At 60.4% G+C, this 22,937-nt stretch carries 18 protein-coding genes, 1 tRNA gene and 1 pseudogene; 11 read left to right on the top strand and 9 right to left on the bottom strand.

Annotated features, from left to right (window positions below; all coding sequences use genetic code 11):
- The first annotated feature begins 239 nt into the window (after positions 1–239).
- From B8784_RS05335 to B8784_RS05325, 3 genes are read left to right on the top strand one after another with little or no spacing between them, the layout of a single operon-like run.
- The gene (locus B8784_RS05335; RefSeq protein ID WP_084396565.1) at positions 240–2,405 is read left to right on the top strand and encodes a TonB-dependent siderophore receptor; all 2,166 of its coding nucleotides are present in this window, start codon (positions 240–242) and stop codon (positions 2,403–2,405) included.
- Between the two features lie 19 nt (positions 2,406–2,424).
- Positions 2,425–3,003 carry a hypothetical protein gene (locus tag B8784_RS05330; RefSeq protein WP_143435305.1) on the top strand — a complete coding sequence of 193 codons (579 nt, stop codon included), beginning with the start codon at positions 2,425–2,427 and terminating at the stop codon, positions 3,001–3,003.
- Between the two features lie 10 nt (positions 3,004–3,013).
- Positions 3,014–4,495 (top strand): PepSY-associated TM helix domain-containing protein, encoded by a 1,482-nt coding sequence (locus B8784_RS05325; RefSeq protein WP_158085587.1) that lies wholly within the window; start codon positions 3,014–3,016, stop codon positions 4,493–4,495.
- Positions 4,496–4,519: 24 nt separating this feature from the next.
- Here the strand turns inward: B8784_RS05325 and B8784_RS05320 are convergent, their stop codons facing one another.
- Positions 4,520–5,515, bottom strand: coding sequence for a LysR family transcriptional regulator (locus tag B8784_RS05320; RefSeq protein WP_084396562.1), 996 nt, complete (start codon positions 5,513–5,515; stop codon positions 4,520–4,522).
- 105 nt (positions 5,516–5,620) lie between these two features.
- On the opposite strand from B8784_RS05320, the gene B8784_RS05315 reads away from it, so the two are divergent.
- The 8 genes from B8784_RS05315 to B8784_RS05280 all read left to right on the top strand — a co-directional run bounded on the left by B8784_RS05315 (position 5,621) and on the right by B8784_RS05280 (position 16,575).
- Positions 5,621–6,718, top strand: a complete 1,098-nt coding sequence (locus tag B8784_RS05315; protein ID WP_084396561.1) for an HlyD family secretion protein — start codon at positions 5,621–5,623, stop codon at positions 6,716–6,718.
- Entirely contained in the window at positions 6,715–8,253 is a 1,539-nt protein-coding gene (locus B8784_RS05310) for an MDR family MFS transporter (RefSeq protein WP_084396560.1), read from the top strand. Before B8784_RS05315 ends, B8784_RS05310 begins: the two co-directional genes overlap by 4 nt.
- Before the next feature lies 1 nt (position 8,254).
- Complete coding sequence (locus B8784_RS05305; protein WP_158085586.1) at positions 8,255–9,691, top strand: efflux transporter outer membrane subunit; 1,437 nt, start codon at positions 8,255–8,257, stop codon at positions 9,689–9,691.
- Between the two features lie 179 nt (positions 9,692–9,870).
- The gene (locus tag B8784_RS05300; RefSeq protein ID WP_158085585.1) at positions 9,871–10,443 is read left to right on the top strand and encodes an RNA polymerase sigma factor; all 573 of its coding nucleotides are present in this window, start codon (positions 9,871–9,873) and stop codon (positions 10,441–10,443) included.
- Between the two features lie 10 nt (positions 10,444–10,453).
- The gene (locus B8784_RS05295; protein WP_158085584.1) at positions 10,454–11,497 is read left to right on the top strand and encodes a FecR family protein; all 1,044 of its coding nucleotides are present in this window, start codon (positions 10,454–10,456) and stop codon (positions 11,495–11,497) included.
- A gap of 187 nt (positions 11,498–11,684) precedes the next feature.
- Positions 11,685–14,207, top strand: a complete 2,523-nt coding sequence (locus tag B8784_RS05290) for a TonB-dependent receptor domain-containing protein (protein ID WP_084396556.1) — start codon at positions 11,685–11,687, stop codon at positions 14,205–14,207.
- 201 nt (positions 14,208–14,408) lie between these two features.
- Positions 14,409–15,674, top strand: coding sequence for an MFS transporter (locus B8784_RS05285; protein WP_084396555.1), 1,266 nt, complete (start codon positions 14,409–14,411; stop codon positions 15,672–15,674).
- Positions 15,675–15,729: 55 nt separating this feature from the next.
- Positions 15,730–16,575, top strand: coding sequence for an SDR family NAD(P)-dependent oxidoreductase (locus B8784_RS05280; protein ID WP_084396554.1), 846 nt, complete (start codon positions 15,730–15,732; stop codon positions 16,573–16,575).
- Positions 16,576–16,778: 203 nt separating this feature from the next.
- On the opposite strand, the gene B8784_RS05275 is transcribed toward B8784_RS05280, so the two are convergent.
- The 8 genes and pseudogenes from B8784_RS05275 to B8784_RS05240 form a co-directional block, all read right to left on the bottom strand.
- Positions 16,779–17,024, bottom strand: coding sequence for a helix-turn-helix domain-containing protein (locus B8784_RS05275; RefSeq protein ID WP_084396553.1), 246 nt, complete (start codon positions 17,022–17,024; stop codon positions 16,779–16,781).
- Positions 17,025–17,096: 72 nt separating this feature from the next.
- Positions 17,097–17,501 (bottom strand): hypothetical protein, encoded by a 405-nt coding sequence (locus B8784_RS21220; protein WP_143435302.1) that lies wholly within the window; start codon positions 17,499–17,501, stop codon positions 17,097–17,099.
- Positions 17,502–17,819: 318 nt separating this feature from the next.
- Positions 17,820–20,187, bottom strand: a pseudogene (gene hsdR / locus B8784_RS22160) (EcoAI/FtnUII family type I restriction enzme subunit R).
- Complete coding sequence (locus B8784_RS05260; protein WP_084396551.1) at positions 20,180–20,680, bottom strand: type II toxin-antitoxin system YhaV family toxin; 501 nt, start codon at positions 20,678–20,680, stop codon at positions 20,180–20,182. The pseudogene hsdR and the gene B8784_RS05260 overlap by 8 nt, the downstream one beginning before the upstream one ends.
- Positions 20,677–21,003, bottom strand: a complete 327-nt coding sequence (locus B8784_RS05255) for a type II toxin-antitoxin system PrlF family antitoxin (protein WP_084396550.1) — start codon at positions 21,001–21,003, stop codon at positions 20,677–20,679. Before B8784_RS05255 ends, B8784_RS05260 begins: the two co-directional genes overlap by 4 nt.
- 51 nt (positions 21,004–21,054) lie before the next feature.
- Positions 21,055–21,360: a hypothetical protein gene (locus B8784_RS05250; protein ID WP_084396549.1), complete on the bottom strand. Its 306-nt coding sequence runs from the start codon at positions 21,358–21,360 to the stop codon at positions 21,055–21,057.
- A gap of 103 nt (positions 21,361–21,463) precedes the next feature.
- A complete protein-coding gene (locus B8784_RS05245) occupies positions 21,464–22,663 on the bottom strand; it encodes a tyrosine-type recombinase/integrase (protein WP_084396548.1) in 1,200 nt (399 codons plus the stop codon).
- Between the two features lie 185 nt (positions 22,664–22,848).
- Positions 22,849–22,933, bottom strand: a tRNA-Leu gene (locus B8784_RS05240).
- Positions 22,934–22,937 lie beyond the last annotated feature (4 nt).

Genomic DNA, 22,937 nt, shown 5'->3' with positions numbered 1-22,937 from the left:
CGAGCGGTAGCGACCTTCCAGACATCAGAAGGCGGAGGTTTTTGACCACTTTGGTTGTCTGGAGCGCATGAAAATGCCCTGACAGCCACCGTCCTTTTCGGATCGATGACGGCGGTGGAATGAAGGCGCGGGCACGTGCAGTATTCCTGCGAATGAGATTGACTCGCGATACCTGCAAGATTACCCGCGGGCGAAATTGAAAATCATTCTCACACGCAAAATGTGATCGCGAGGGCAACATGCAAGTCAGCCGACTGGCCGCAGCATTTCTGGTATCTGTAAGCACAACCGCGCTTGCGACAGCGCAGGAGTCCAGGACGGAGGCGGACAAGGAAAATCGCCAGGAAACGGTTATTGTCACGGGCACGACGGCCTTCGGAGCGACCAAATCGCAGACCCCGATCGTCGAGACGGCCCGCTCGCTCTCGGTCGAGACTGACGAGATGTTCGAGGACAAGGGGGCGCTGAACCTCTCCCAGGTCCTGACCTATGTCGCCGGTGTTACAGCGGAGCCTTACGGGTTCTCCACGCGTGGCGATTTCCCCCAGTCGCGCGGTCTCGATCTGCCGCGCTACCGCGACTCCATTCAGGAGCTGTTCGGCAGCTACAACTCCACCCGCGCCGACGTTTACACGGTTGAGCAGGTCGAGGTGCTGAAAGGGCCGGCCTCGGTGCTCTACGGCCAGGGTTCGCCCGGCGGCATCGTGAACTATGTCTCCAAGACGCCGAAGGAAGATTTTGGCGGCGAGCTCCAGGCAGATGTCGGCAATTACGACCGCTATCAGGTGGCCGGCGATGTCACGGGCCCGGTGGCGGGCAGTGACGGCAAGCTGCTCTACCGGCTCGTTGGCCTCTACCGCGACACGGGCACGCAGATCGATCAGGTCGACGAGAAGACGAGCGTGTTCATGCCGTCGCTTTCCTGGCTGCCGACTCCGGACACGAAGTTCACCCTGATCGGCCTCGTGCAGGAGACCGACAGCGACACGGCGGCTCAATTCATCCCGGTCGAAGGCACGCTCAACCCGCTCGATGGCGGCGGTTATCTCGACTATGAGGTCTATGCCGGCGAGCCGGGCTTCAATCGCTATGATACCGAATCCCAACAGGTGACTTTGCTCGGTGAGCACCGTTTCAATGACAATCTGATGATCGAGGGCACCGCGCTCTGGCGCTCCGGCGAAGCCGATTACCATCAGGCATGGCCGGCCTTCACGGGGGCGGGCCAGAGCCGGTATCTGAACGATATTCTGGCTGAGAATCCTGCCCTGCAGGCGGCCGCTGACGCACAGGGACTGACCTTCAGCGATACCACCGTGCCGCGCACCTTCTATCGGGGAGACAATACCTTTGACCAGATCGCCGGCGACATCCGTCTGCGCGGCAGCTTTACGACGGGTGTCCTGGAGCACGACATCCTCGCAGGCATCCAGTATCAGGATGTGGAGACCGACAGCGATACGGCCAATATTTATGGCGGCGGCGCGCTCGCCGGTGATTTCCGCTATGTGCTGGATCTGAAGAATCCGACCTATGGCAATTATCCCGATGAGAGTGCCTTTGATGCTGTCCTGAACAATACGCCCGCCGAAACCGTCGAGGACACGGGCGTCTACGTCTCCGACCAGATCTCGGTCGGCAATTGGCGCTTTACCGCTGGGGTTCGCGCCGATCGTGTTGAAAACGATAATGGCACGACCACGCAGGAAGACGATGCGGTCTCTACCAGCATCGGTGCGCTCTACCGCTTCGATAACGGCCTTGCGCCCTATGTCAGCTATTCGGAATCCTTCGAGACCGTCGTCGGCAGCGATGTTCAGGGCAACCAGCTCGATCCGCAGGAAGCCCGCCAATATGAAGCCGGCTTCAAATACGAGCCGCGCGGCATCCCGGGCCTGATCACGCTGGCCTATTACGATATCGAGATTTCCAATCTGCCGAACCCGAACAGCCTGCCGGGCGATGCAGCCCAGCAGCAGGGCATATCCAAGCTGAAAGGCTTCGAGCTGGAAGGCCGGCTGCAGTTCGACGAAATCTATGTGCAGGCCGCCGCCTCCACCATCGATGCGGAAGATCCGAACGGCTTTGAACTGGCGGCCATCCCCGAAACCCAAGCCTCCTTCTGGACGACATGGCGCCCGGACGGGATGCTGGAAGGCTTCAAGGCCGGGGCCGGTCTGCGCTATGTTGGCGAGACCGTCTCGGAAAACGGCACGATCCGTTATGTGACGCCTGATTACACGCTGGGCGACCTGATGGTCGGGTATGAATGGGATCAGTGGGACTTTGCGATCAATGCGCGTAACGTCACCGATGAGAAATATCTCACCGGCTGCCTGACCCGCGGGGACTGCTTCCCGGGCCTGCGCCGGACCGTTGTGGCGAACCTGCGCTACAAGTTCTGATCGGGGTAGGGCGAGGCGCATGACGGCATTTGACTGGAGCATGATGACAGCCTCGGGCCTGATGTGTCTGGCCGCGCTCGCCCTGCTTTTCCTCTCCTGGAAGCGTCCGGGTAATGTGAAGGCGCTGACCGGGGGCTGGGCCTTGCTCGCAGGCGCGCTCGTCCTCGCCTTCTTCGCTAATGGGGACCGCGGCGTCGCCCAGGCCAGCGTTATCGCCATGGCCGGGGCGACAGCGTTCTTTGCTATGCCGGTCCTGAAAGGGCTTGCGCCTCCCGTCGCAGGCGCCCGCAGAAGAACGCGCAATGAGGCTGAAGCGCCGGCCGGTCATCCGCTGCGCACCGGGTTGTTGGGCGTCTGGACCTTTCTCGTCGCCGCACCGGTCGCCGGGGTTATCGCCTTCCTGGCTGCGGCGGGGCTCTTCAAGCTCATCCGCCCGGCTGAAGGCAGCGCGGCCACGGCAGGCACCATCGCCATCATCGCTGCCGTCTTGATCTGGGCGCTCGTCTCGGTTCTGCTGCTCATCGAGCCCCGGGCCGGGCGCCGGTCAATCTATGCCGGTGTTGCGCTTGCCGCGACAGCCGCCATGGCTTTCATCTGAGGAGCGGAATATGGCGTCTTCCATCTGGCCGAAATCGAGCAAGGCCCGGGTCGACCGGTCGCTTTCTGCCCATTCCGTCATGGGGCTGGTGATCAGCGCTATTCTCTTCATCGTCTGCCTGAGTGGTGCGGTCGCGGTCTTCGAGGATGAGCTTGGCTGGTGGGAAAACCCCGTCTCCGACCCGATCCAGTCCGTCTCGCCGGAAGCCGCGCAGGCGACCGTGGAAAGCGTTGCCGCCGCCCAGCCAGACACCACGCACCTCTACCTCTACCTGCCGCGCAACAACTGGCCGCGCTATGTCGCTGGCGGCGATGACGGCCTGCAGACGGCCAATCCCTCCGGCGAACTGACCGGCGAGTATGAGACGCCTTGGAACGACTTCCTCATCCACCTTCACTATTATCTCAACCTGCCGACCAGTTTCGGCATGATCGTGGTCGCCATCTTCGGGGTCATGCTGGTCGCCATGGTAATCTCCGGCTTCCTTGCCCATCCGCGTATCTTCCGCGATGCCTTCCGCTTTCGACGCACGGGGCAGGCCCGGCTCGTCCAGGCTGATCTGCACAATCGGCTGAGTGTCTGGACCGCGCCATTTACCATCATCGTGGCCGCCACCGGCGCGATTATCGGCCTCTTCTCCATTGTTGCCCTGGTGCTGGCGCAGACGAGTTTCGATGGCGACACACGGGCCCTGTCGGAAGCCGTCTTCGGGGCGGAGCCGGCGCCTGACGAGACGCCGGCCGATCTCCCCAATGTGGAGGCGGCGCTGGCCAGCCTGTCGGAGATCGCGCCCGAGGCCGATCCGTTTCTCGTCATCGCGCATGACCCCGGTACGGCCGGGCAGCACATCACCATTTACGGCGAACACCATGACCGGCTGATCTATGGCGAAACCTATGAATTCGACGGCGCCGGCACCTATACCGGCAAGGGCGGCTATTCCGATGGCGAAGCCGGCAAGCAGATCACCATGTCGACCTACTATCTCCATTTCGGGGATTTCGGCGGCCTTGCCGTGAAGGTGGCCTATGCCGTCTTCGGCATTGCGCTCTGCATCATCATCGCGGCGGGCATGAACATCTATTTCCTGAAGCGCGCGGAGGCCGGGCGTGCCCTGCCGCGCCTCGCTTCGGCCTGGTCCGGCCTGGTCTGGGGAACTTCGGCCCTGCTTGCGGTGACGCTTCTTGCAAGCCTGATAGGCTTGGGCAGTGGCTGGCTCACCGCCGTTTTCTGGGGTGGCACGCTCGCTGTCGGTGCGCTTGGCTATTGTCTGTCGGATCCGATCAGGACGGGACAGCTCATGCGGGCGGGCCTCGGCGTTGCCCTTGGCGCGGCCGTGCTGATCCATGTTGCCGTTTACCTTGGCCATTATGACAACCCCTATACATGGGTGACATCGGCCTGCCTCCTGCTGCTGGCGGTGTTCACCCTGGTCCCGCCGTCAAGGTTCAGGTCACGGTCGCCCCACCTTGCGCCGAGGACGGCAGACTGAACTCTCCAGCGATTGCCGGGCCCGTCAGTCTGGCGCCCGCTGGTCCGAGGCGGAGTTACTCTCCGATGGCTGAGCGTCCTTGATACGGCCCATCATTTCGAGCAGCCAGGCCAGGGCCGGATCCTGGGTCTGGGACGGTCGGTAGATAGCGCCGATGCGCATCGTGGGGCAGGGGTGTGGCGGCTCAAGGATCTGCAGGGTTCTAGCTTGCCATGTTTCGGCAAGGCCTCGCAGCGTCAGGGTCACAAGGTCGGAGCGGCTGACGATTGCGAGCGCGTGGGAGGGATCTCGCACCCGGACAGTCGAGCGGACCTTGCTGGTGGCCGGGATATTTCTGGCAGTGTTCTGCAAGTCAGGCGTTTCGTCGAAAAAGCGCCGGGCTTCGGTATAGTCCGGTTCGATCAGGGTACTTAGTCGTTCGATAACGACGTGTTGGGCTTTGGCCAGCATGTCGAGGGTCAGCGGTGCTTTGATGAACGGGTGGCCTGTCCGGGCCGCCCAAACCATGTCTTCCTCGGCGAGTGGTGCCCAGGCCAGCCGCCCTGTGGCCGCTTGTGGCACACCGATCGCGAGATCCAGCCGGCCGTGTTCGACATCGTCGAGATAGCTGCCCTCGATCCGCTCGAGGTTGATACGGATGCCGGGTGCGGTCTCGCCGAGCGTCTGGATCAGCTGGGGCAGCAGGACCGATGAGACATAGGTGCCCCCGGCAATCGTGAAGTCGCGTTCGGCGGTTGCCGGGTCGAACTCACTGCGGTCGACGGCACGGCGCAGCTGGCTGAGGGCTGGGCGGACTTGGCGGCCAAGTTCGAGGGCATAAGTGGTCGGAACGAGTTGGCCGCCCTTTCGCTCGAAGAGAGGGTCGTCGAGAGAGGCGCGCAGCCTGGCAAGGGCGTGGCTGACAGCCGATGGCGTGAGGGCCAGGTCTTCGGCCGCCCGCGTGACGCTGCGATGTTCCAGCAAGGTCAGCAGGACCCGGAACAGGTTGAGGTCGATCGACCGAAATTGAATTTGATTCATTATGCCTGTGCATAAACATCATTTTGTTCATGAAGTCGATCCCCTTATGTACCCGCTGGGGAATAATGTCCGCCCTCCGGCGGATCTTCAGACAGGTAGAACATTATGGACGGTTCGTCCGCAGGGCCGATCGAGGAAGCATCGGCCGACACAGCATTGGCACCACAGCCTGAACGCAAGAAGCCCAAATGGTATCGTGGCCCGCGGTTTATCCTCATGGTCGTGCCCCCGGTCCTGGTGGCCTTGGGCGTGGCCGCCTACCTCATCAGCGTCCGTGGGCATGTCTCGACCGATAATGCTGTGGTCGCCGCCGCGCGCGCACCGATCAGTGCCAGCATAGGTGGCCGGGTGACGGATGTGCTGGTGGAACAAAACCACCAAGTGGAGGCTGGCGACGTATTGTTCCGGCTCGATGATTCCGATTATCGCACGGCTGTCGCGAGCGCCGAAGCGAGGCTGGCATCGGCGCGGCTGCGGGTCTCGGCACTTCGCGCGTCCTACCGTCAGGCCATGGCCGACCTTTCCACCGCGCGCAGCCGGGCGGACTATGCCGGGAGCGAGCTCAAGCGCCAGAAGAACCTGGTCGAAGCCGGTGTGAGTTCCCAGCAGAAACTGGACGAGGCCCAGAATGCGGCCGATGTCGCAAGGCGCGCCGAGACGGCTGCGCTTGAGGCGCGCGCCAATGCGCTGGCCAATTTGGGGGGCTCTGCCGATGTCGAGACCGACCGGCACCCGCTCGTGCTGGAAGCGCAGGCCGCGTTGGAGCAGGCCCGCAGCGATCTTGAGGATACTGTCATTGTCGCGCCCTCCAGCGGCACAGTTGCACGCGTCGACCAGATCCAGCCTGGCGCCTATGTCCAGCCGGCCCAGACACTGTTCTGGCTGATTTCAGGCAATCCCTGGGTCGATGCCGCCTTCAAGGAAAACCAGCTGGAGCACCTCAAACCCGGCCAACCTGCAGAAATCCGTGTCGACGCCTATCCCGATATCGTTTTCGAGGGCCACGTGGTGAGTTTCTCGCCGGGCACAGGCTCGAGCTTCTCGGTGCTTCCGGCCGAGAACGCCACCGGAAACTGGGTTCACGTCGTCCAGCGTCTGAATGTCCGCATCGAGTTCGACGAACCGCCTGCGACGGACCTTGCCGTCGGGCTGAGTGCCGAGGTGGATGTAAACACCAGGCCTGAGGGCCCCTCCGGGTCATGAGCGATAGCACAGTCAGCCAGGCCGTGCCGGGAGAAGGAGACTATCCCGCGCCTGCGCAACGTACCCTGATCACGACCGGGCTGATCCTGATGACACTGATGACGACGATCGACGCCACGATCGCTAATACGGTGCTGCCCCAAATCCGCGCGAGCCTCGGGGCCTCGCAGGACGAGATCCTGTGGGTGCTGACCTCCTTCATCCTCGCCCGCACCGTGGTAATGCCGGCCATTGGCTGGCTGGAGCAGCGGTTCGGCCGCCGCTTCCTGCTCCTGTTCAACCTTGTGGCCTTTACCGTCGCATCCTTCCTGTGCGGGATCTCGACCAATATCTACGAGATGGTCGGCTTCCGGCTTGTCCAGGGGGCCTCGGCGGCGCTCTTCATGCCGATGTCGCAGGCGATCCTGCTGGATATCACCCCGCCCGAAAAACATGCCCGGGCCATGTCGATCTGGGGGATGGGGGCTGTTCTGGGCCCGATCATGGGACCGATCCTGGGCGGTGTCCTGACCGAGCATCTGAGCTGGCGCTGGGTCTTCTTCATCAATGTCCCGCTGTCTGTTGTCGGCTTTCTCATTCTTTCATCGACGCTGTCGAAGCATACCGAACAGGTCCGCGAGCGCTTTGACGGCTTTGGCTATGTCACGCTGATCGCCGCCCTGATCGCCCTGCAATTATTGCTCGACCGGGGGCCAACGAAGGAGTGGTTCGCCTCGACCGAGATCTGGGTCTACCTCGCCGTCCTGCTGCTCGGCTTGTATCTTTTCTTCGTCCATATCTTCACGACGCGGCGGCCGATCATCCACCCCTCCATCCTGGCGGATGCAAATTTCCTGATCGCGGCGCTCATGGTCCTCTGTATCGGTGTGCTGATGTTCGCGGGCATGGCCGTGCTGCCGACCATGATGCAGAATTTGCTCGATTATCCGGTGATTACCGCCGGGATGACCCAGGCCTCGCGCGGGGTGGGCAGTTTCATTTCTATGTTCCTCGTCGGCTGGCTGGTCGGGCGGTTCGACAACCGGCTGATTGTGCTGACCGGCATCGCCCTGGTGGCGGTGTCCTACTACATGATGTCCGGCTTCTCCCTGCAGATGAGCCAGGACCCGATTGTTGTCTCTGGCTTTTTCCAGGGTCTGGGCATTGGCCTCATCTTCATTCCGCTGATGACCATGGCCTTCGCGACCATCCCGCAGGCGCTGCGCACGGAGGCGGCATCCTTCTTCGGCCTGATCCGCAATGTCGGCAGCAGCGTCGGCATTTCCATCGTGGGGGTGCTGCAGATCTACAATACGCGGATCGTCAGCGACCGGTTGGCTGCGGGGCTGACGCCCGACGACCCGACGGTTCGTGCCATGCTGCCCCAGACGCTCGATCTTCATACGGCCAGAGGCCAGGCCATCGCGGAAGGCATGGTTGGCCGACAGGCGGCGATGGTGGCCTATGTCGACAGCTTCCATCTGCTCTTCATCATCTCGATGGTGATCCTGCCGCTTCTCTTCTTCCTGCGCTCGACGGAGGCAAAGAATGCCTGACTTGAGACCTCTTCTTTTCGCCACGCTGGCAGCTGGCCTTGCGGCCTGCACGACGGTCGGCCCGGATTTCCGTGCGCCGGACGCCCCTGCCGCAAAGGGCTATTCGATGAGCGGCGACAGCCCCCTGCCGGAGGAAGTGCGCCTGGTGGCCGACGAGACCGTGCCGGCCGAGTGGTGGACGGTCTTTGGTTCCCCGGCGCTGGACACGCTCATCGAGCAGGGGCTTGCCAACAATCCGACCCTTGCCGCCGCTGACGCCTCGCTTGCGCAGGCGCGGGCGTACGAGCTGTCTGAACGCGGTACGCAGGAGGCCCAGGCGTCCCTTCAGGCCATGGCCGAGCGGCAGCGGGTCAATACCGCTTCATTTGGCATAGAAGGCTTTCCAAGCCCGACCATCAATCTTTACTCGATCGGCGCGAATGTCAGCTACGATCTCGACCTGTTTGGCGGCAAGGCCCGCCAGATCGAGAACCTGTCGGCGCAGACCGAGGCGCAGCGCCTGCGCCGGGATGCAGCCTATCTGAGCCTCACCGGGGCGCTGACGTTGAAAGCCATGAAGCTTGCCTCGCTCAATTCGCAGATCAATGAACTGCAGGCCATTATCGAGGCTGACCGGCAGACGCTCGACATGATCGGGCGCGCAATTGCCGCCGGCGGGGAGCCGGAAGCCGCGCGTGTCACCGCGCAGGCCCAGCTCGCCGAGGACCAGGCAAAGCTGCCAAGGTTGCGCAAGCGCCGGGCTGCAGCGCGCCATGCATTGGCTCTGCTGACAGGGCATCTGCCGGGGGAATGGGCGGCACCCGAGTTCACCATTGATGACTTTGCTTTGCCAGAAGACATTCCGCTCAGCCTGCCATCCAGCCTCGTCCACAACCGTCCGGACATCCTGGCGGCTGAGGCTGAGTTGCATGCGGCTGTGGCCCGGATCGGCGTGACCATGGCCCGGCAGTATCCGAACATCTCCCTGGATGCGTCTTTCGCCTTCGCCGCGCTCAAACCCGGGGAGGTCTTCAACTATGAAAGCCTCGGCTGGGCGGTTGGTCCGTCGGTGACCGCGCCCTTGCTCGATGGGGGCAGCCTGAAAGCCAATGAAATCGCCGCCCGGGCCGCTGCGGAAGAAGCCGACGCCAGGTATCGCCAGACAGTGCTTGAGGCCTTCGTGCAGATTGCCGATGTCCTTGAGGGCCTGACCCAGGACAAGGCGCTGATTGCCGCGCAAACGGACGCGATCCGGGCGGCGGAGGAAAACGCGCGGCTCTCTTCGCTTGCCTATGAGAACGGGGCGGGGTCCCTTTTGTCGCTGCTGGATGCACAGCGCCAGGCCCAGCGTGTCCGGCTCGGCGCGGTAGAGGCAAAGGCGCAACTGAGGGCCGATATCGCCGAACTCTACGCCGCCACAGCCTCGCAGCTTGTCGGGATGCAACCGGCAGCTTTTTGAGCCGGCAGATTCATAAAAATGGTGACGCCGCACGAGCGCAGATATCGCCTGTTGCAGGGCGAGGTGATCTTGTCTGCCATGGATGTCGTGCGCGTGACGTCGATAATCGGCGCTTGTCGAAGCGAGCGATTTATTTTTATACCCCCATGAGAAAATATATAATTGGGAGGAATATTGCGGTGCATAGACAGAAGAATTCAGTCGGGCATGCGGGCGACGCGCCGACGAATCCGCATAGCCTTCAGGGAGTTTTCGAAGAAAGCTATCGGGAAATATTCGCCTTCGTCAGGGGCAAGGTCGGGGCCGGGCCACCTGATCCGGACGATATCGTCCAGCAGGCTTTCGCAAAATATGCAGCGTTGGCTGACCGGTCCGCTATCGGAAATCCCACGGCCTTCCTCATCAGGACGGCCGGAAACCTGATCAAGGATCACGCGCGCAAGTCGTCGACCCGCTTCAATGTCAGCGTAAATGGCGCAGAACTCGATTTTGTTGCGTCTAATCATGACGATTTGAGCCCGGAGATCGTCTTATTAGGGAGAGAACGTTTTCAATGTGTCGTTGCGGCCTTGAAGGAGCTGCCCCGCCGTCGCCGGAGGTTCGTCCTGCTGAACAGGCTTGAAGGCATGAGCTATGTTGAGATTGCACGTATGAGTGGCACGAGCGAGTCGACGGTTCGGAAAGAGGTCAAGGCGGGTGTCGCCACGTGCCGGCGTGCGCTTGCGAAGTTGATGGGTGATGAGGATAGCTGAGCGCAAACACATGTCTGCGGAAACGATCCAGTCGAGGGATGATATCGGCGAGGCTGCTGATTCCTGGGCGCAACGCATGGCGTCCGGGTCGCTGACCGCTGAAGAAGCACGCGCCTTCAATCAATGGGTGTCGGCTGACCCGGCCCACGAGGCTGAGTTCCAGGCCGCCCAGGCCCTGCGCAAGGAATTGCCGCATCTGCGCCATCTCGACCAGTACAGCGACTGGCTGAAGCCACCTTTCCATGAATGGGCGATGGCGCGCGTTATGGTGTTCGCCAAGGCTCTGATGGCGCCGTTCCGGGGGCGGGGTGGTCTGCGGGCCATCGGGGGCGGGCTGGCAGTAGCGTCTCTGGCCGTCGCCATGCTGGCGATCTTTCTCTCTTCGTCCGCACCCGTCGACACGCCGGATCTCGTCACGGAGATTGCCGAGGTCAGGGATGTGACGCTTCCTGACGGTTCTGTCGTGACCATTGGCGCGGCTTCCTCACTCTCTGTCGATTACACGGCCCATGAGAGACGGGTCAGCCTGTCGGAAGGCGAAGCCTATTTCGATGTGAAGAGCAATCCCGACCGGCCTTTTATCGTGGTCGCGAACAATACGGTTGTGCGCGTCCGGGGGACAAAGTTCGATGTGTCTCTGGAAACGGAGGCTGTCAGCATTGCCGTCTCCGAGGGCCGGGTCGAGGTGATCCAGCCCGAAGCGGTGAAAGGTGCCATTCGCGACAAGGACATCAAGCATGTGCTGCTCGCCGGACAGCAAGTGTCTGCGCCAAAGACCGGGCAGGTCCAGCCGGTACGCCCGATCAAGGCTGAGGATGTCGCTTCCTGGCGCCGGGGGGACCTCACCTGGGTCGACACGCCGATCAAGGACATCATCGCCGACCTCGACCGCTATCTGGAAGAGGATATCGAATTACAGGCGAGCGATGTTGCCGATCTGGAATATACGCTGGCTGTCCAGGCTGACGATTTGCCGGCCGCGCTCGACCTGATCGCAGCGTCTCTCGATCTTCAGATCGAAGAGAAAGACGGCGGCGTGGTCGTTCTCCGCTAGGGCGCTCTTTCCAGACAGCGCCGCTGCACCCTTCCCTGAAAATATCCTGCCCGGAAGATCGTTTTGCACATTTTGCGACGAATTGGACGGGCTCGTTCGTCGGACATGCTGAAGGCTTTCAAGGCGGGGAGGTAATCGCTCCGGCAGGCCTCAAAATCACAATTGATAAAAAATCGAGGGAGACATCATGATCCATAAGAACAAGACGGGCTTTCCAGCAAAAAGGCTGGCCGCCGTTTCCGCGCTGGTCCTGGCCCTTGCAATGCCCGGCCATGCCGAAGGGGAAAAGCTTCAAAAATACGATATTGAAGCCCAGCAGCTTTCGGAAGCCCTGCTTGAATACTCCCGCCAGTCGGAAGTGAACGTGATCGCGCCGTCCTCGATTACGCGCGGACGCATTTCCAGACCGGTTTCCGGTGAAATGACACCGACGGAGGCGCTCAGTCGTCTCATCGAGGACGAGTCCCTTTCCTACAAGGCGCAAAAGGACGGCTCCATTGTACTGGTCCTGGCAGAAACGAAGGAGGCGGCCGGCGAGGAGGAAAAATCCTTTCGCATGGCTCAGGTGGATCAGGCGGATTCTGGGCCTGTAGAGCGGCGTCCGGCTGAGCCGCCGGTCCAGGAGGACGAGACGTCGGAGGCGCGTGTCTACGATGTCGTCAAAGTGACCGCCCAGCGTCGGGCCGAGAGCATCCAGGATGTGCCGATCAGCATCACGGCGGTGGACGACAGTGCACTGGATGCCGCCTCTATCGACACGACCAGCGGTCTTTCGAATCTGGTGCCGGGGCTGGTGTTCACAAAGACGGGGCCATCCGGCCAGCCCTTCCTGCGGGGGCTCGGCCAGACGGCCGCTGCGGCCGGGCTTGAGCCGCCTGTCGCGACCTATCTCGACAATGTCTATCTGCCCGCATCGGCGGCGACGGTGCTTTCCCTGAACAATGTCGACCAGATTGCGGTCCTGAAGGGGCCGCAGGGCACATTGTTCGGCCGCAACACGACAGGTGGTGTGGTCCAGATCAATACGAGAGACCCCGGCGACGAACTCGCCTACAGTGCCGAACTTGGCTATGCGAACTATGATACGTTCCGGGCCAAGGGCTATATTGAAGCGCCCATTACCGATTCCGTGAGCACCGGGCTTGCCCTCTACAGGCTGCGCCAGAATGACGGATGGGGCCGAAACGCAACCCGCAATACCGATCTCTACACGCGTGAGAGCTTCGTCGCGCAGAGCAAGACCATTGCGGAGCTGGGCCCGAACACGGAGCTCACCTTCAATTTCCTCTATTCCGATGCGACGGATGACGCCGGCAACGCCCCGGCCATTCTGGACGGCACGGTGGCTGTCGATGGCGAGACGACCTATCTGGGCGAATATATCGGGACGTCTCCGGTCGATCCGAAGGTCGACATCGAGCAGAATCTCGAAGCGGTGACCCTGACGCATGATTTCGGCTTTGCCGAACTCATGGTCATGGGCGCGCATCACCACTCCTCCGACGCCACCAATATCACGCCCGGCCCCATTCCGTTCGGCTCAGGCCTGGCCGTGACACTGCCCAACGCGAATGAGAGCACCAGCGAGATGGGCGAACTCCAGCTGAAGTCGGATGACGATAGCTGGCTGCGCTGGATCGTCGGCTACTTCTACATCAATACCGATACCGATTCCGACCTCTTCGTGAATGTCGACGAGACGACGCTCTTCCGGCTGTTTTCATTCCAGGAGCTTGTCAGCCATGCGGTCTATGGCGAGGTGAGTGCCGAACTGACCTCCGATCTCACGCTGACGCTGGGCGCGCGCTACACTCAGGACGAGAAGGAGTTCGGTGGCCGGCAGGTCTCGCCTGATGGCGACGTGTTGCTGACAGCACAGCAGGCAGCTGCGGCCGGTGGCTTTCCACTCGAGAGAACCTGGAAAATGCCGACCTACAAGGCGGTGCTACAATATGAGCCGACCAACAATCTCATGCTGTACGGCTCCTATAATCGGGGCGTGAAAGGCGGCGTCTACAACCTCTCCAGCTTGACCAATCCGCCGGTCAATCCGGAGAAGGTCGATTCCTATGAGGTCGGCGCAAAAACCAATTGGTTCGACAACAGGCTGCAGCTCAACGTCGCCGCCTATTATGCGAATTATTACGATCTTCAGCTGCGCTCGACGCCGTCCGACCAGGCAGTGCCCATCCAGTTCAACGCCGCGGAAGGCGAGGTCAAAGGTCTGGAAGTCGATTTTCAGGGCCGGGTCACCGACCGGTTTCAGGTCTCTGGCGGGTTCTCGGCCATGGATGCCGAATATGCGAGCTTCCCCGGTGCTGTGTGTACCCAGCCTGTCCCCGGTGGCGGGAATGTCAGCGTGACCTGTGATCTCTCTGGACAGAGCATGCAGAGAGCGCCGGATTTCACCGGCAATCTCAGCCTGCAATACCGGGTGCCGCTCGAGGGTAAGGAGCTCATGCTTGCCGTGAACGAGAACTATAATAGCGGCTTCATCTGGGAGCCGGACGGCCGGGTCGAGCAGGACCCTTACCATTCGATCTCAGCCTCTGCGACGCTGAATTTCGATGGCGGATACTTTGTCCGTCTGTGGGGCGCCAATCTCGCCGATGAGCGGATCCGGAATGTCGTGATCCAGGACGATAATGACGTCTTCTCGCCCGGGGCGCCGCGGACCTTCGGGATCACCTTCGGGGTAAAAAGCTTCTGATGGAAAGCCCCGTACGTCCCACGGCGTGCGGGGCTTTGCGTTTGTGCGCCGGCGGCATCCTTGTGTTCTGCAGGCTTAAGGCGGGGCAGGGGAGGCCAGCCGGCGACACACCCATCAAAGATGATCGACCAGATATGTTTTCCTGAGACCAATTCTTTTTATTAGGTGCAAAGGCCGCAATTTTTTAAAGGTGTTTCGAATATGCGTAGTGTGGCTCCCGCTTCTGACCAGGCCCCGGAAGATACAGAGGCCGATCGTGCGTTGAACAGGAAGGACATCTTCCTCATCTGTTTCTGCGTCGCAGCGGGGCTGGTCGATGGCTATGACTCGCAAGTGATTGCCTTTGCGGCGCCCTATATGCAGGAAGAGCTGACCCTGTCGTCCAGTATTCTGGGCTGGGTTTTCAGCGCGGGGCTGATCGGCGGCATGTTCGGCGCCGTACCGGCCGCCCATCTGGAAATGAAATTCGGCCGGCGGGCCGTTCTCATGCTCTGCCTGTTCTGGATCTCCATCGGCTCCATCATCACCTCCCTGATCAGTACAGGGCCTGTGCTGGTCGTTATACGCTTCTTTGCCGGGATCGGGCTCGGCATGGCCATGCCCTTGCTGTTCGGTGCGATGATGGATTCCGTCCCGCGAAAGGTGCGTGCAAGATCGCTCTCGCTCGTCATGTGCGCCATACCGGCGGGCGGCCTGTGTGGCGGGCTTCTCTCGGCGACGATTTCCTCCCAGTATGGGTGGCGACCGCTTTTCTGGATCGGCTGTGTACTGCCGATCCTGCTATTGCCGTCCCTTTTTGCCGCTATCCCGCGTGAAAGGCGTCCTGCAGCGGCGGATGCACCGGTGTCTGAGACGGCACAGGAGAAGGCTGAAGGGGGTGTTATCCGCTCGCTTCTGAAAGCTGGCGGCATCGCGTTCGCCATCATTTTCGTAACCAACATCTTCAGCGCCGGGCTCGGCTATATCCTGATGAGCTGGACACCGACCTTGCTTGTCTACACCGGGTTTTCCAAGGCAACAGCGGCCCTTTCCGGCGGCCTTCTCATGGGCGGGGCAATGGTCGCGTTCCTCATCCTGGGCTTTCTGGTCGACCGTCTGGGCCCGTTCAAGGTGGCTATTCCCGCCTATGCTGGGGCAGCCTTGTCCATCCTCTGTCTCGGTGTGCTGTCAGGGGATCAGACGACGACAATGGTGCTTTGCTTTCTTGCCGGCTTTTTCGGTGTGGGGTCGCAGGTAACCATCACCTATATCGTGGGCGACCTCGTCCCCACACAATACCGCGTCGCTGCCTTTGGCACGGCGATGATTTCGTCTCGCATCGGCGCCGGTATTGGACCGCTCTCGATCGGTTTCATGTCCAGCGCCGGATTGACGCCCATGGCGCTGTTCGCCGTGATGGCTGTGCTCGGCCTGATTGGCAGTGTCGGCGTTTTCCTGAGTAACCGGGCCCGGCGGGAGGCACAGTAGCTGCCTGGTGCCCGGGCAAGGCCGTGTCCACAAACCAGAAACAAGGGAGGCCACAATGGCCGATGAGCTTTCAGGCAAGGTGGCGATCGTCACAGGTGGGGCGAAAGGGATTGGCAGGGCCACCGCAGAACTGTTCGTGGCCGAAGGGGCAAAGGTCGTCATTGCAGACCTGGATGCGCAGAATGGCGCGGCCCTGGCCTCGCATCTGGGGGGAAGCGCGCGTTTCCTGCGCACCGATGTCAGTGTGCGCGCTGACCTTGAAGCGCTTGTGGATGACGCCGTCTCGGCGTTTCAGGGCCTGGACATCATGGTCAACAATGCCGGCTTTCCCGGTGCGTTCCACGACCGGTTTCTGGACGACCCCCTCGATGACTTCGACAAGGTCATGCGTATTAATCTCGCTGGCGTCATGTATGGCAGCCAGATCACGGCGCGCGAGATGGTAAAGGCCGGCGGGGGCTCGATCATCAACACCACTTCAACGGGGGGTGTCACAGCCGGCTATTCGCTTTCCGCCTATCGCGCCGCCAAGGCCGGCGTCATCAACCTCACCAGATCCCTGGCAATTGATCTTGGCGAATACGGCATCCGGGTGAACGGGCTGGCGCCCGGCCGCATTCCCACCGGGATGAGCGCTTTCGCCGAACCCGGCCTGTCGGAGCAGGCTCAGGCGGAGCTGAAGGCACGCCTCGACGAGGTCTGGATGGCGACCCAGCCACTCAGGCGGCGGGCCTCTCCGAGCGATGTGGCAAATGCGGCCCTTTTTCTTGGAAGTGACCGCTCCCTGCACGTGACAGGGCAAATCCTTGCTGTTGATGGCGGCGTGACAGCCGGGGACCCCCATAACCTCGTCGCCACACTCCAGAAGGCGAGGGAGACGTTTCTCCAATCGCAAGACTGATCAGGTTTTGAGAAACGCGTACAAAGCCCTTCTGGGCTTCGGCCTCGTATTCCCATCGCTCAGGCAGACAGCGGCGGCGGGAAAGTTGAGCAAGAGCATATCTTAGTCAACTTTGAGATCTTCCCGAGTATGGAGATGTTTCAGACCAATAAGCTATCAGCATACAACACCAGCCGAAGACGGAGCGGCAGTGCAATTAGGGGCTAGGCCTTGCCCTTGACCGGCTTTTCCAGTCGGACGCCTGGCCCGCCGCCATTCTCGTCGATAAAAACAAGGCCATTGGCTTCGAAAATCATGCGAACCAGCTGGGCTGTACTTGCTTTCAGAGCGGTCCTTCCCCGCTCAAAATTGCGAATGGTGAAATCGCTGACTTTAGCCTCATTTGCCAAGTGCAGTTGGGTCCAGTCCAGGAGCGCGCGGGCCGCACGGCATTGTTCGGGCGTGATCATGCTCGAAAACTGAAGGCAGGCTCTTTTAAACGCAATAAAGCCTCGGAAAGCGATTGACAATTATCTCGGATTTTAGAATATTAGTTTCGAAAAACAGAGAAAATTGTTACGGCATACGAGCAGATCAAAGGAGCCAACAGTGCCACAGAGGGAACTGATTCGCTGGGCCGGCCAGCCTTCGCCCGATCTCCCGGTGTCTTGCGCGGTCTCTTGTTTTTGGGAGCGGCGCTCATGAGCAAACGCCGGAAATCCGCTTCGTCGCGAAACCGCAGCCGGCTCGCGCGAGAGACCAGAAGGGAACGCGGTGCGTTTGACACCGTCGATGTTGCCGACCGGCTTTACACTGTCATGGCAGAGCTTTTCGTCGTCTCCGACGCGGTTGCCGGGAGCGAGCTTGAAGATCCGAAAGTGAGCGGCCTGCGGATGATCCTCCACCGCCAGATCGAGGAGCTCAGAAACCTGAAAGACATCATTCATCCGTGGATGCCGCCAGGTTCCGAGGAGAGAGCTTCATGACGCGGCACCTCCTCGGGACCGGGTTTGACGGTGCAACCGACAACCGCGCCGCAATTGTTCATCACGCCAATTCCTGTCCGGATAAGCAGCGCTTTTGTTGTCAGAATACATCCCTTTCACGCCACGCGGGAGCATCTCCAGAGCTTTGTTAATTTGTCTTGGAAAATAGAGCCTGGTGCCAGGAGAGGCATCAAATCAATGAATTAGTCGTCTGTTTTTATTGTTTTTTTAAATCGAGAAATATGGATATACCCGCAAATGTACCCGCATTTTGCGCGGCTACGTTGCATATAGATATCTTTGCACCGCCGAGAAGGCGCTGCGTATTTCACCGATTTCACCTAGTCTGCGTTTCGCATCGCCAGTGGACCCATAACGCACACGCAAAAGATCGCCGAGCTTGTTGTAGCCCAGCTCGGTAACGCCATCTCTTTCATAAGCATGCAGCACATCCTTGAGGAAGTCGCGCATCTCCAGTTCGAATCCTTCCAGGCCATGTTCTCGTGCGCTGTCAGCTCGGTCCCGCCTTGTCTTCGGGTCCAGTGAGAAGCGGACATAGGCAAGCACGTCAAAAATATCGCTGTCCCGCGCATCAATCAGTGTGCTCATGTCTTCCAGGCGCTCAAGATCGTACCCACGCTCTTCCAGCACGGTGAAGAGCTTTGCCCGTAATTCCGGATCGCTCCATTTCTCGCGCAGCTCGTCCTCGCCGGACACAATGTCGGAAAGGTCGCCAAAGAGGCGCTTCATGAACTCTTCAGCGCCGATCGGTTTCCCATCCACCCAGTAGCTTGTAGATGCCATGTACTGAATGCGCCGTTCTTTCCCGTCGGCAAGCTGGACGCGGATCCTCGCCGGGCGCGGTTCACCAGGGCTATCGTCCACATAATCTTCGCCCGGGTCTTCCATGCCACCGGCCGTCTGTCCTTCTCCGTCAATCACAGCGGGCCGGTCCGGCTCCAGAGGTTCGCCGTCCCATTCGGGATCGTTGAAGTGCTCATAGGCCTTCACGAAGTCGTATATCGTGAAATAGTCCTTGCCCTCGAAGGTGCGGGTGCCGCGCCCAATGATCTGTTTGAACTCGATCATGGAGCGGACGGGCCGCATCAGAACGATATTGCGGATGTTGCGCGCATCGACGCCGGTCGAGAGCTTCTGGGACGTCGTGAGGATGGTCGGGATGGTTTTCTCATTGTCCTGGAAGGTGCGCAGGTGCGCTTCGCCGATCTCACCGTCTTCAGCCGTCACCCGCTCACAATAATGAGGATCAGGCACCACTTTCATTTCATTGATATAGTCGCGCACGCGGGCCGCATGGTCCTGCGTGGCGCAGAAAACCAAGGTCTTCTGGCGCGGGTCGATCTGTTTCATGAACTCCCGGACGCGGCTGCGTTCGCGCTCCTCGATCACGATCTTCGTGTTGAAGTCGCCTTCCGTATATTTGCGGTCTTCCTCGATCTCGCCGTCGATCACGGTATCGCCCGCCCCGAAGACATACTCATCGATCGTACTCGCCATCTGGCGCACCTTGAACGGCGTGAGAAAGCCATCCTCGATCCCCTCCTTCAGGGCATAGGTGTAAACGGGCTCGCCGAAATAGTCGTAAGTGTCGACATTGATCGTCCGTTTCGGTGTGGCTGTCAGGCCAAGCTGCACGGCAGGCGAGAAGTGCTCCAGAATGGCCCGCCAAGTGCTTTCATCATTCGCACCGCCCCTGTGGCATTCATCGATCACGATGAAATCAAAGAAGTCCGGCGGATATTGGAGGTAGTTGGGGGGGGCCATTGGACACGATCTCGCCCGTCTCATCCTCGCCTTCTTCGGCTGCCCCGCTCGTCATCATGGTCTGGAAGATGGAGAAGAAGACGCTGGCGTTCTTCGGCATGTTGCCGTCGCGCTTCTTGATCTCCTTGGGGTTCACCCGTGACAGAGCCCCCGCCTCGAAGGCGGAAAATGAATTGAAAGCCTGATCGGCGAGGATGTTGCGGTCTGCCAAAAACAGGACTCGTGGGCGGCGCACTGGCTCACCCGACAGATTCCAGCTGGCGTGAAACAGCTTCCAGGCGATCTGGAACGCGATACTGGTCTTGCCCGTCCCGGTCGCCAGGGTCAGCAGAATCCGCTTTCTACCCTTCGCCACGGCTTCCAGAACCGCATTGATCGCATTGTGCTGGTAATAGCGCGCTTCCCATTTGCCGCCGCCCGTCTCGAAGGACACATCGCCGAAGCGGTCCCGCCAGCGATTGTCTTCGGAGAAGATGCGGTTCCAGAGTTCATCAGGTGTCGGGAATGGCAGGGCGATATCCCGTTCGGCGCCCGCCACCATATCGACTTCGCGCCAGCCGATCCCGTTGCTGGAAAAGCCGAAGCGGACCTTCAGCCGCCCGGCATAGTCCTTGGCCTGGCCCATGCCGACGCTATGGCCGACACCTGCCTTTTTCGCTTCCATGACAGCGAGCTTCTGGCCGCGATATTCGAAGACATAATCGGCGGTCTTGGATTTCCCGCGCCGCCCGCCGCTCATGATGCGGCCGGGACAGATCAGCTCCCGGCGCACCCGTGCGCCCGGCGTTGTTGTCCAGCCAGCGGCGGCGAGTACCGGGTCGATCCGGTTTGCGCGCGTGTCGGCTTCGGTTTCTTCAGACACGCTTCATTGCCGCCCCAAGCCCGGCCTCTGCTTGCTCAGCCTCGCCAAGCAAGTCTTCCCAGTTTCCTGGCGGGTTTCCTGAATCAAGCATGCGCGCGAAAACGCGGTAGGCGTCTGTCTTGCTGTCATAGGCGCGCTTGGTTCCTTCATCATTCACCCATCCAAGAACAATAACTTTAGCCTTAGAGTTGAAACGATAAAAGAGTCTGTATTGCTGGAAGAATTTGACGCGAAACCAGTGCTTGTTTTCCGCGCCAAGCGTGTCGCCCTGCATATGATCTGGTGAGCCGGGGGCAGCCGGAATAACCTCAGTGACAATCTTCTCGATCGCGGCAAGGCGCTTAGCGCTGTTCTTCTTGTGATAGCCCCCCGAATCTTTCGCCTTCTGCTTCTCGACCTTCGCGGTCAACTCGGACAGCTGATCAAGAAAAAGGGGATGAGCGAATATCGTCCATCCCCCGATCACTAAGGGTGTCTGCTTGGGTTTTGTCATTCATCGTCTGGCGACAGCGGCGCATCCAGATCGATGTCGACATCCTGCGTCAGCGATGCTACGCGCGCCATGAAGTCGGCGCCAAGCGGCTCGATGCGGCCCGGATTGGCTTCCATATCGCGCGCGAGAAATCCAAGAAACGCTATCATAGCCGGGTCTTCGGTCTCGCCAGTCTCTTTTTCGATCTGCACGGCTCCCTCAGCTGAAATGCTATACTTCAGCTGGTCTTTTTTTCCGAGCTTCAGCGCCTTGCGCACCTCGGCGGGAACCGTGGTCTGATAGCGGTCTGTCAGCTTGGAGCGGGTCTGAATGGCGGCGGGCATGAGATTTGATCCTTTCGACATCACGACAGGTAATGCATTTGCATTGTCATGTCAAGATTTGAAGGTTTTGAGCCACTCCGAAATATCCAGTCCCGGCATGCCGCCCTGGCAGTGCGGGCATTTGCGCTGGTGGAAGTCCGAGCCGTTTGCGCGTAGCGGGTGCCGCAGATCGCGCCGGTGTGGCTCCAGCCCAAGGACCAGGAGCGCTGCGTCTTGCACTTTCAACTCATCGCACAGCAGCCAGAACTTTGAGACGTTCCTATATCGCGACCACGCATCCGGCGGCGCCTTATCGAATACTGGGTCCCAATCAGGGTCAGGGCTTTCAAAATCTTCTAAACATCGCTTGGCGCCCATATCTGGTGCTCCTATACAATCCGAGTACAATCTATAGGGTGCAGCAAAGGCGTGGAAGGGTTGATTTCCGCAAATTTTCTGCGTTTGTTCTGTCCTCCACAAATCAGAGTCGCGCTGTGGAAATCGTTTTCGTGATTTGGTTTGCCCACCAATCCGCCATCCTCACGCGTTCATCCCAATAGCGGGCGCGATGATAAGCGCGGCGTACTTCGTCTGCGCCGACATGCCCGAGCTCGGCTTCAATCGCGTCCGCGTTCCAGAGACCGCTTTCATTCAGAAGGCTTGAGGCGGTGGCCCTGAAGCCGTGCGAAGTGTGCTCGTGCTTATCAAAACCCATGCGGCGGAGCGCCTGATTAAGCGTGTTCTCACTGATCGGCTTGTCGCGTGCGATGGATGACGGGAAGACGCGGTAATTGCTGCCCGTCTCGGCTCGCAGGGTCTTCAGGATATCAACCGCCAGAGACGGCAATGGCTTTGTATGCTCGCGCCGCATCTTCGTTCGCGCCGCCGGGATGGTCCAAGTGCTCTTCTCCAAATCGAACTCATCCCAAAGCGCGAGGCGCAATTCGCCGGGTCGCGTGTACAAAAGCGCCATTAGCTTCAGCGCCGCCCGCGTCGAGGGCGAGCCGCCTTCATAATCCCAGATCGCGCGGATCAGGTCGCCAAAGCCATCCCAATCCGTGATTGCCGCCATATGCGAAACCTTGGGCGCGACCAGTGCGCCACGTAGCCCATATGTCGGGTCGTTTTCAGCCCGCGCCGTGGCGATCGCATAGCGGAACACCTGCCCGATCGTGGAGCGAAGCCGCTTGGCAGTCTCATAGTTGCCCTTGGCCTCGACCTTGCGCAGCGTTGTCAGAATGTCGGCCGCCGTGATCGCGGTAATCGGCCGATCGCCAAAATCAGCGTTCGCCATATCCAGAAGCCACTGCTTCTTGGTCAGCGTCACGTCAGCCTTGCCTTCCTTGCGGAGCTTCTCGACAAGCTCGGCGGCGATCTTTTCGAACGTATGTTCCGTCAGCGCGGCCTGTTGCGCCTTCTCGGCTTTGGCATGCGCAGCAGGATCTATCCCCTCTGCCAGCAGCGTCTTTGCTTCGGCCCGCAATTCGCGCGCCCGCGCCAGGCTGATCGCCGGATAGGCGCCGAAGGCCAGAAGCTTCTGCTTGCCGTCGAAGCGATACCGAAACCGCCAGAGTCGGGAGCCAGTCTTGCTGACATGGACATAAAGCCCGCCGCCATCGGCCGTCTTGTAGTCCTTTTCACGCGGCTTGAGTTGGCGAAGCTGGATATCTGTAAGCGGCATGTGCGGGTATCGTGAGCAGCAGAGCGGGTAGCAAAACCCCGGATACCCTCAAATCTACCCACAAAATACCCGCATGCCAACGGACATACCCGCGCCTCGCCGGACACTATCCGCCGAGATTTCGTCTAAATATGCCTATTTTAGAAGGGATTGTGGAGCTTTTCGGACTGTCTCGGAAAAAGCAATGGTGCCCAGGAGAGGACTCGAACCTCCACGTCGTGAGACACACGGACCTGAACCGTGCGCGTCTACCAATTCCGCCACCTGGGCATTC

This window comes from Henriciella aquimarina, from assembly GCF_002088975.1.
Classification (GTDB): Bacteria; Pseudomonadota; Alphaproteobacteria; order Caulobacterales; family Hyphomonadaceae; genus Henriciella; species Henriciella aquimarina.
Note: the sequence above shows the minus strand (reverse complement) of the source record. Positions and strands in the feature narration are given on the sequence as shown.

Excerpts from the sequence above, each read along its gene's own strand:
- B8784_RS21220 (WP_143435302.1), bottom strand. The coding sequence starts at position 17,501 with ATGAATGATGTCTTTCAGGTTTCTGAGCTCCTCGATCTGGCGGTGGAG.
- B8784_RS05315 (WP_084396561.1), top strand. The coding sequence starts at position 5,621 with ATGGACGGTTCGTCCGCAGGGCCGATCGAGGAAGCATCGGCCGACACA.
- B8784_RS05255 (WP_084396550.1), bottom strand. The coding sequence starts at position 21,003 with ATGCCCGCCGCCATTCAGACCCGCTCCAAGCTGACAGACCGCTATCAG.
- B8784_RS05320 (WP_084396562.1), bottom strand. The coding sequence starts at position 5,515 with ATGAATCAAATTCAATTTCGGTCGATCGACCTCAACCTGTTCCGGGTC.
- B8784_RS05275 (WP_084396553.1), bottom strand. The coding sequence starts at position 17,024 with ATGATCACGCCCGAACAATGCCGTGCGGCCCGCGCGCTCCTGGACTGG.
- B8784_RS05290 (WP_084396556.1), top strand. The coding sequence starts at position 11,685 with ATGATCCATAAGAACAAGACGGGCTTTCCAGCAAAAAGGCTGGCCGCC.
- B8784_RS05295 (WP_158085584.1), top strand. The coding sequence starts at position 10,454 with ATGTCTGCGGAAACGATCCAGTCGAGGGATGATATCGGCGAGGCTGCT.
- B8784_RS05250 (WP_084396549.1), bottom strand. The coding sequence starts at position 21,360 with ATGGGCGCCAAGCGATGTTTAGAAGATTTTGAAAGCCCTGACCCTGAT.
- B8784_RS05245 (WP_084396548.1), bottom strand. The coding sequence starts at position 22,663 with ATGCCGCTTACAGATATCCAGCTTCGCCAACTCAAGCCGCGTGAAAAG.
- B8784_RS05310 (WP_084396560.1), top strand. The coding sequence starts at position 6,715 with ATGAGCGATAGCACAGTCAGCCAGGCCGTGCCGGGAGAAGGAGACTAT.
- B8784_RS05285 (WP_084396555.1), top strand. The coding sequence starts at position 14,409 with ATGCGTAGTGTGGCTCCCGCTTCTGACCAGGCCCCGGAAGATACAGAG.
- B8784_RS05325 (WP_158085587.1), top strand. The coding sequence starts at position 3,014 with ATGGCGTCTTCCATCTGGCCGAAATCGAGCAAGGCCCGGGTCGACCGG.
- B8784_RS05280 (WP_084396554.1), top strand. The coding sequence starts at position 15,730 with ATGGCCGATGAGCTTTCAGGCAAGGTGGCGATCGTCACAGGTGGGGCG.
- B8784_RS05330 (WP_143435305.1), top strand. The coding sequence starts at position 2,425 with ATGACGGCATTTGACTGGAGCATGATGACAGCCTCGGGCCTGATGTGT.
- B8784_RS05260 (WP_084396551.1), bottom strand. The coding sequence starts at position 20,680 with ATGACAAAACCCAAGCAGACACCCTTAGTGATCGGGGGATGGACGATA.
- B8784_RS05335 (WP_084396565.1), top strand. The coding sequence starts at position 240 with ATGCAAGTCAGCCGACTGGCCGCAGCATTTCTGGTATCTGTAAGCACA.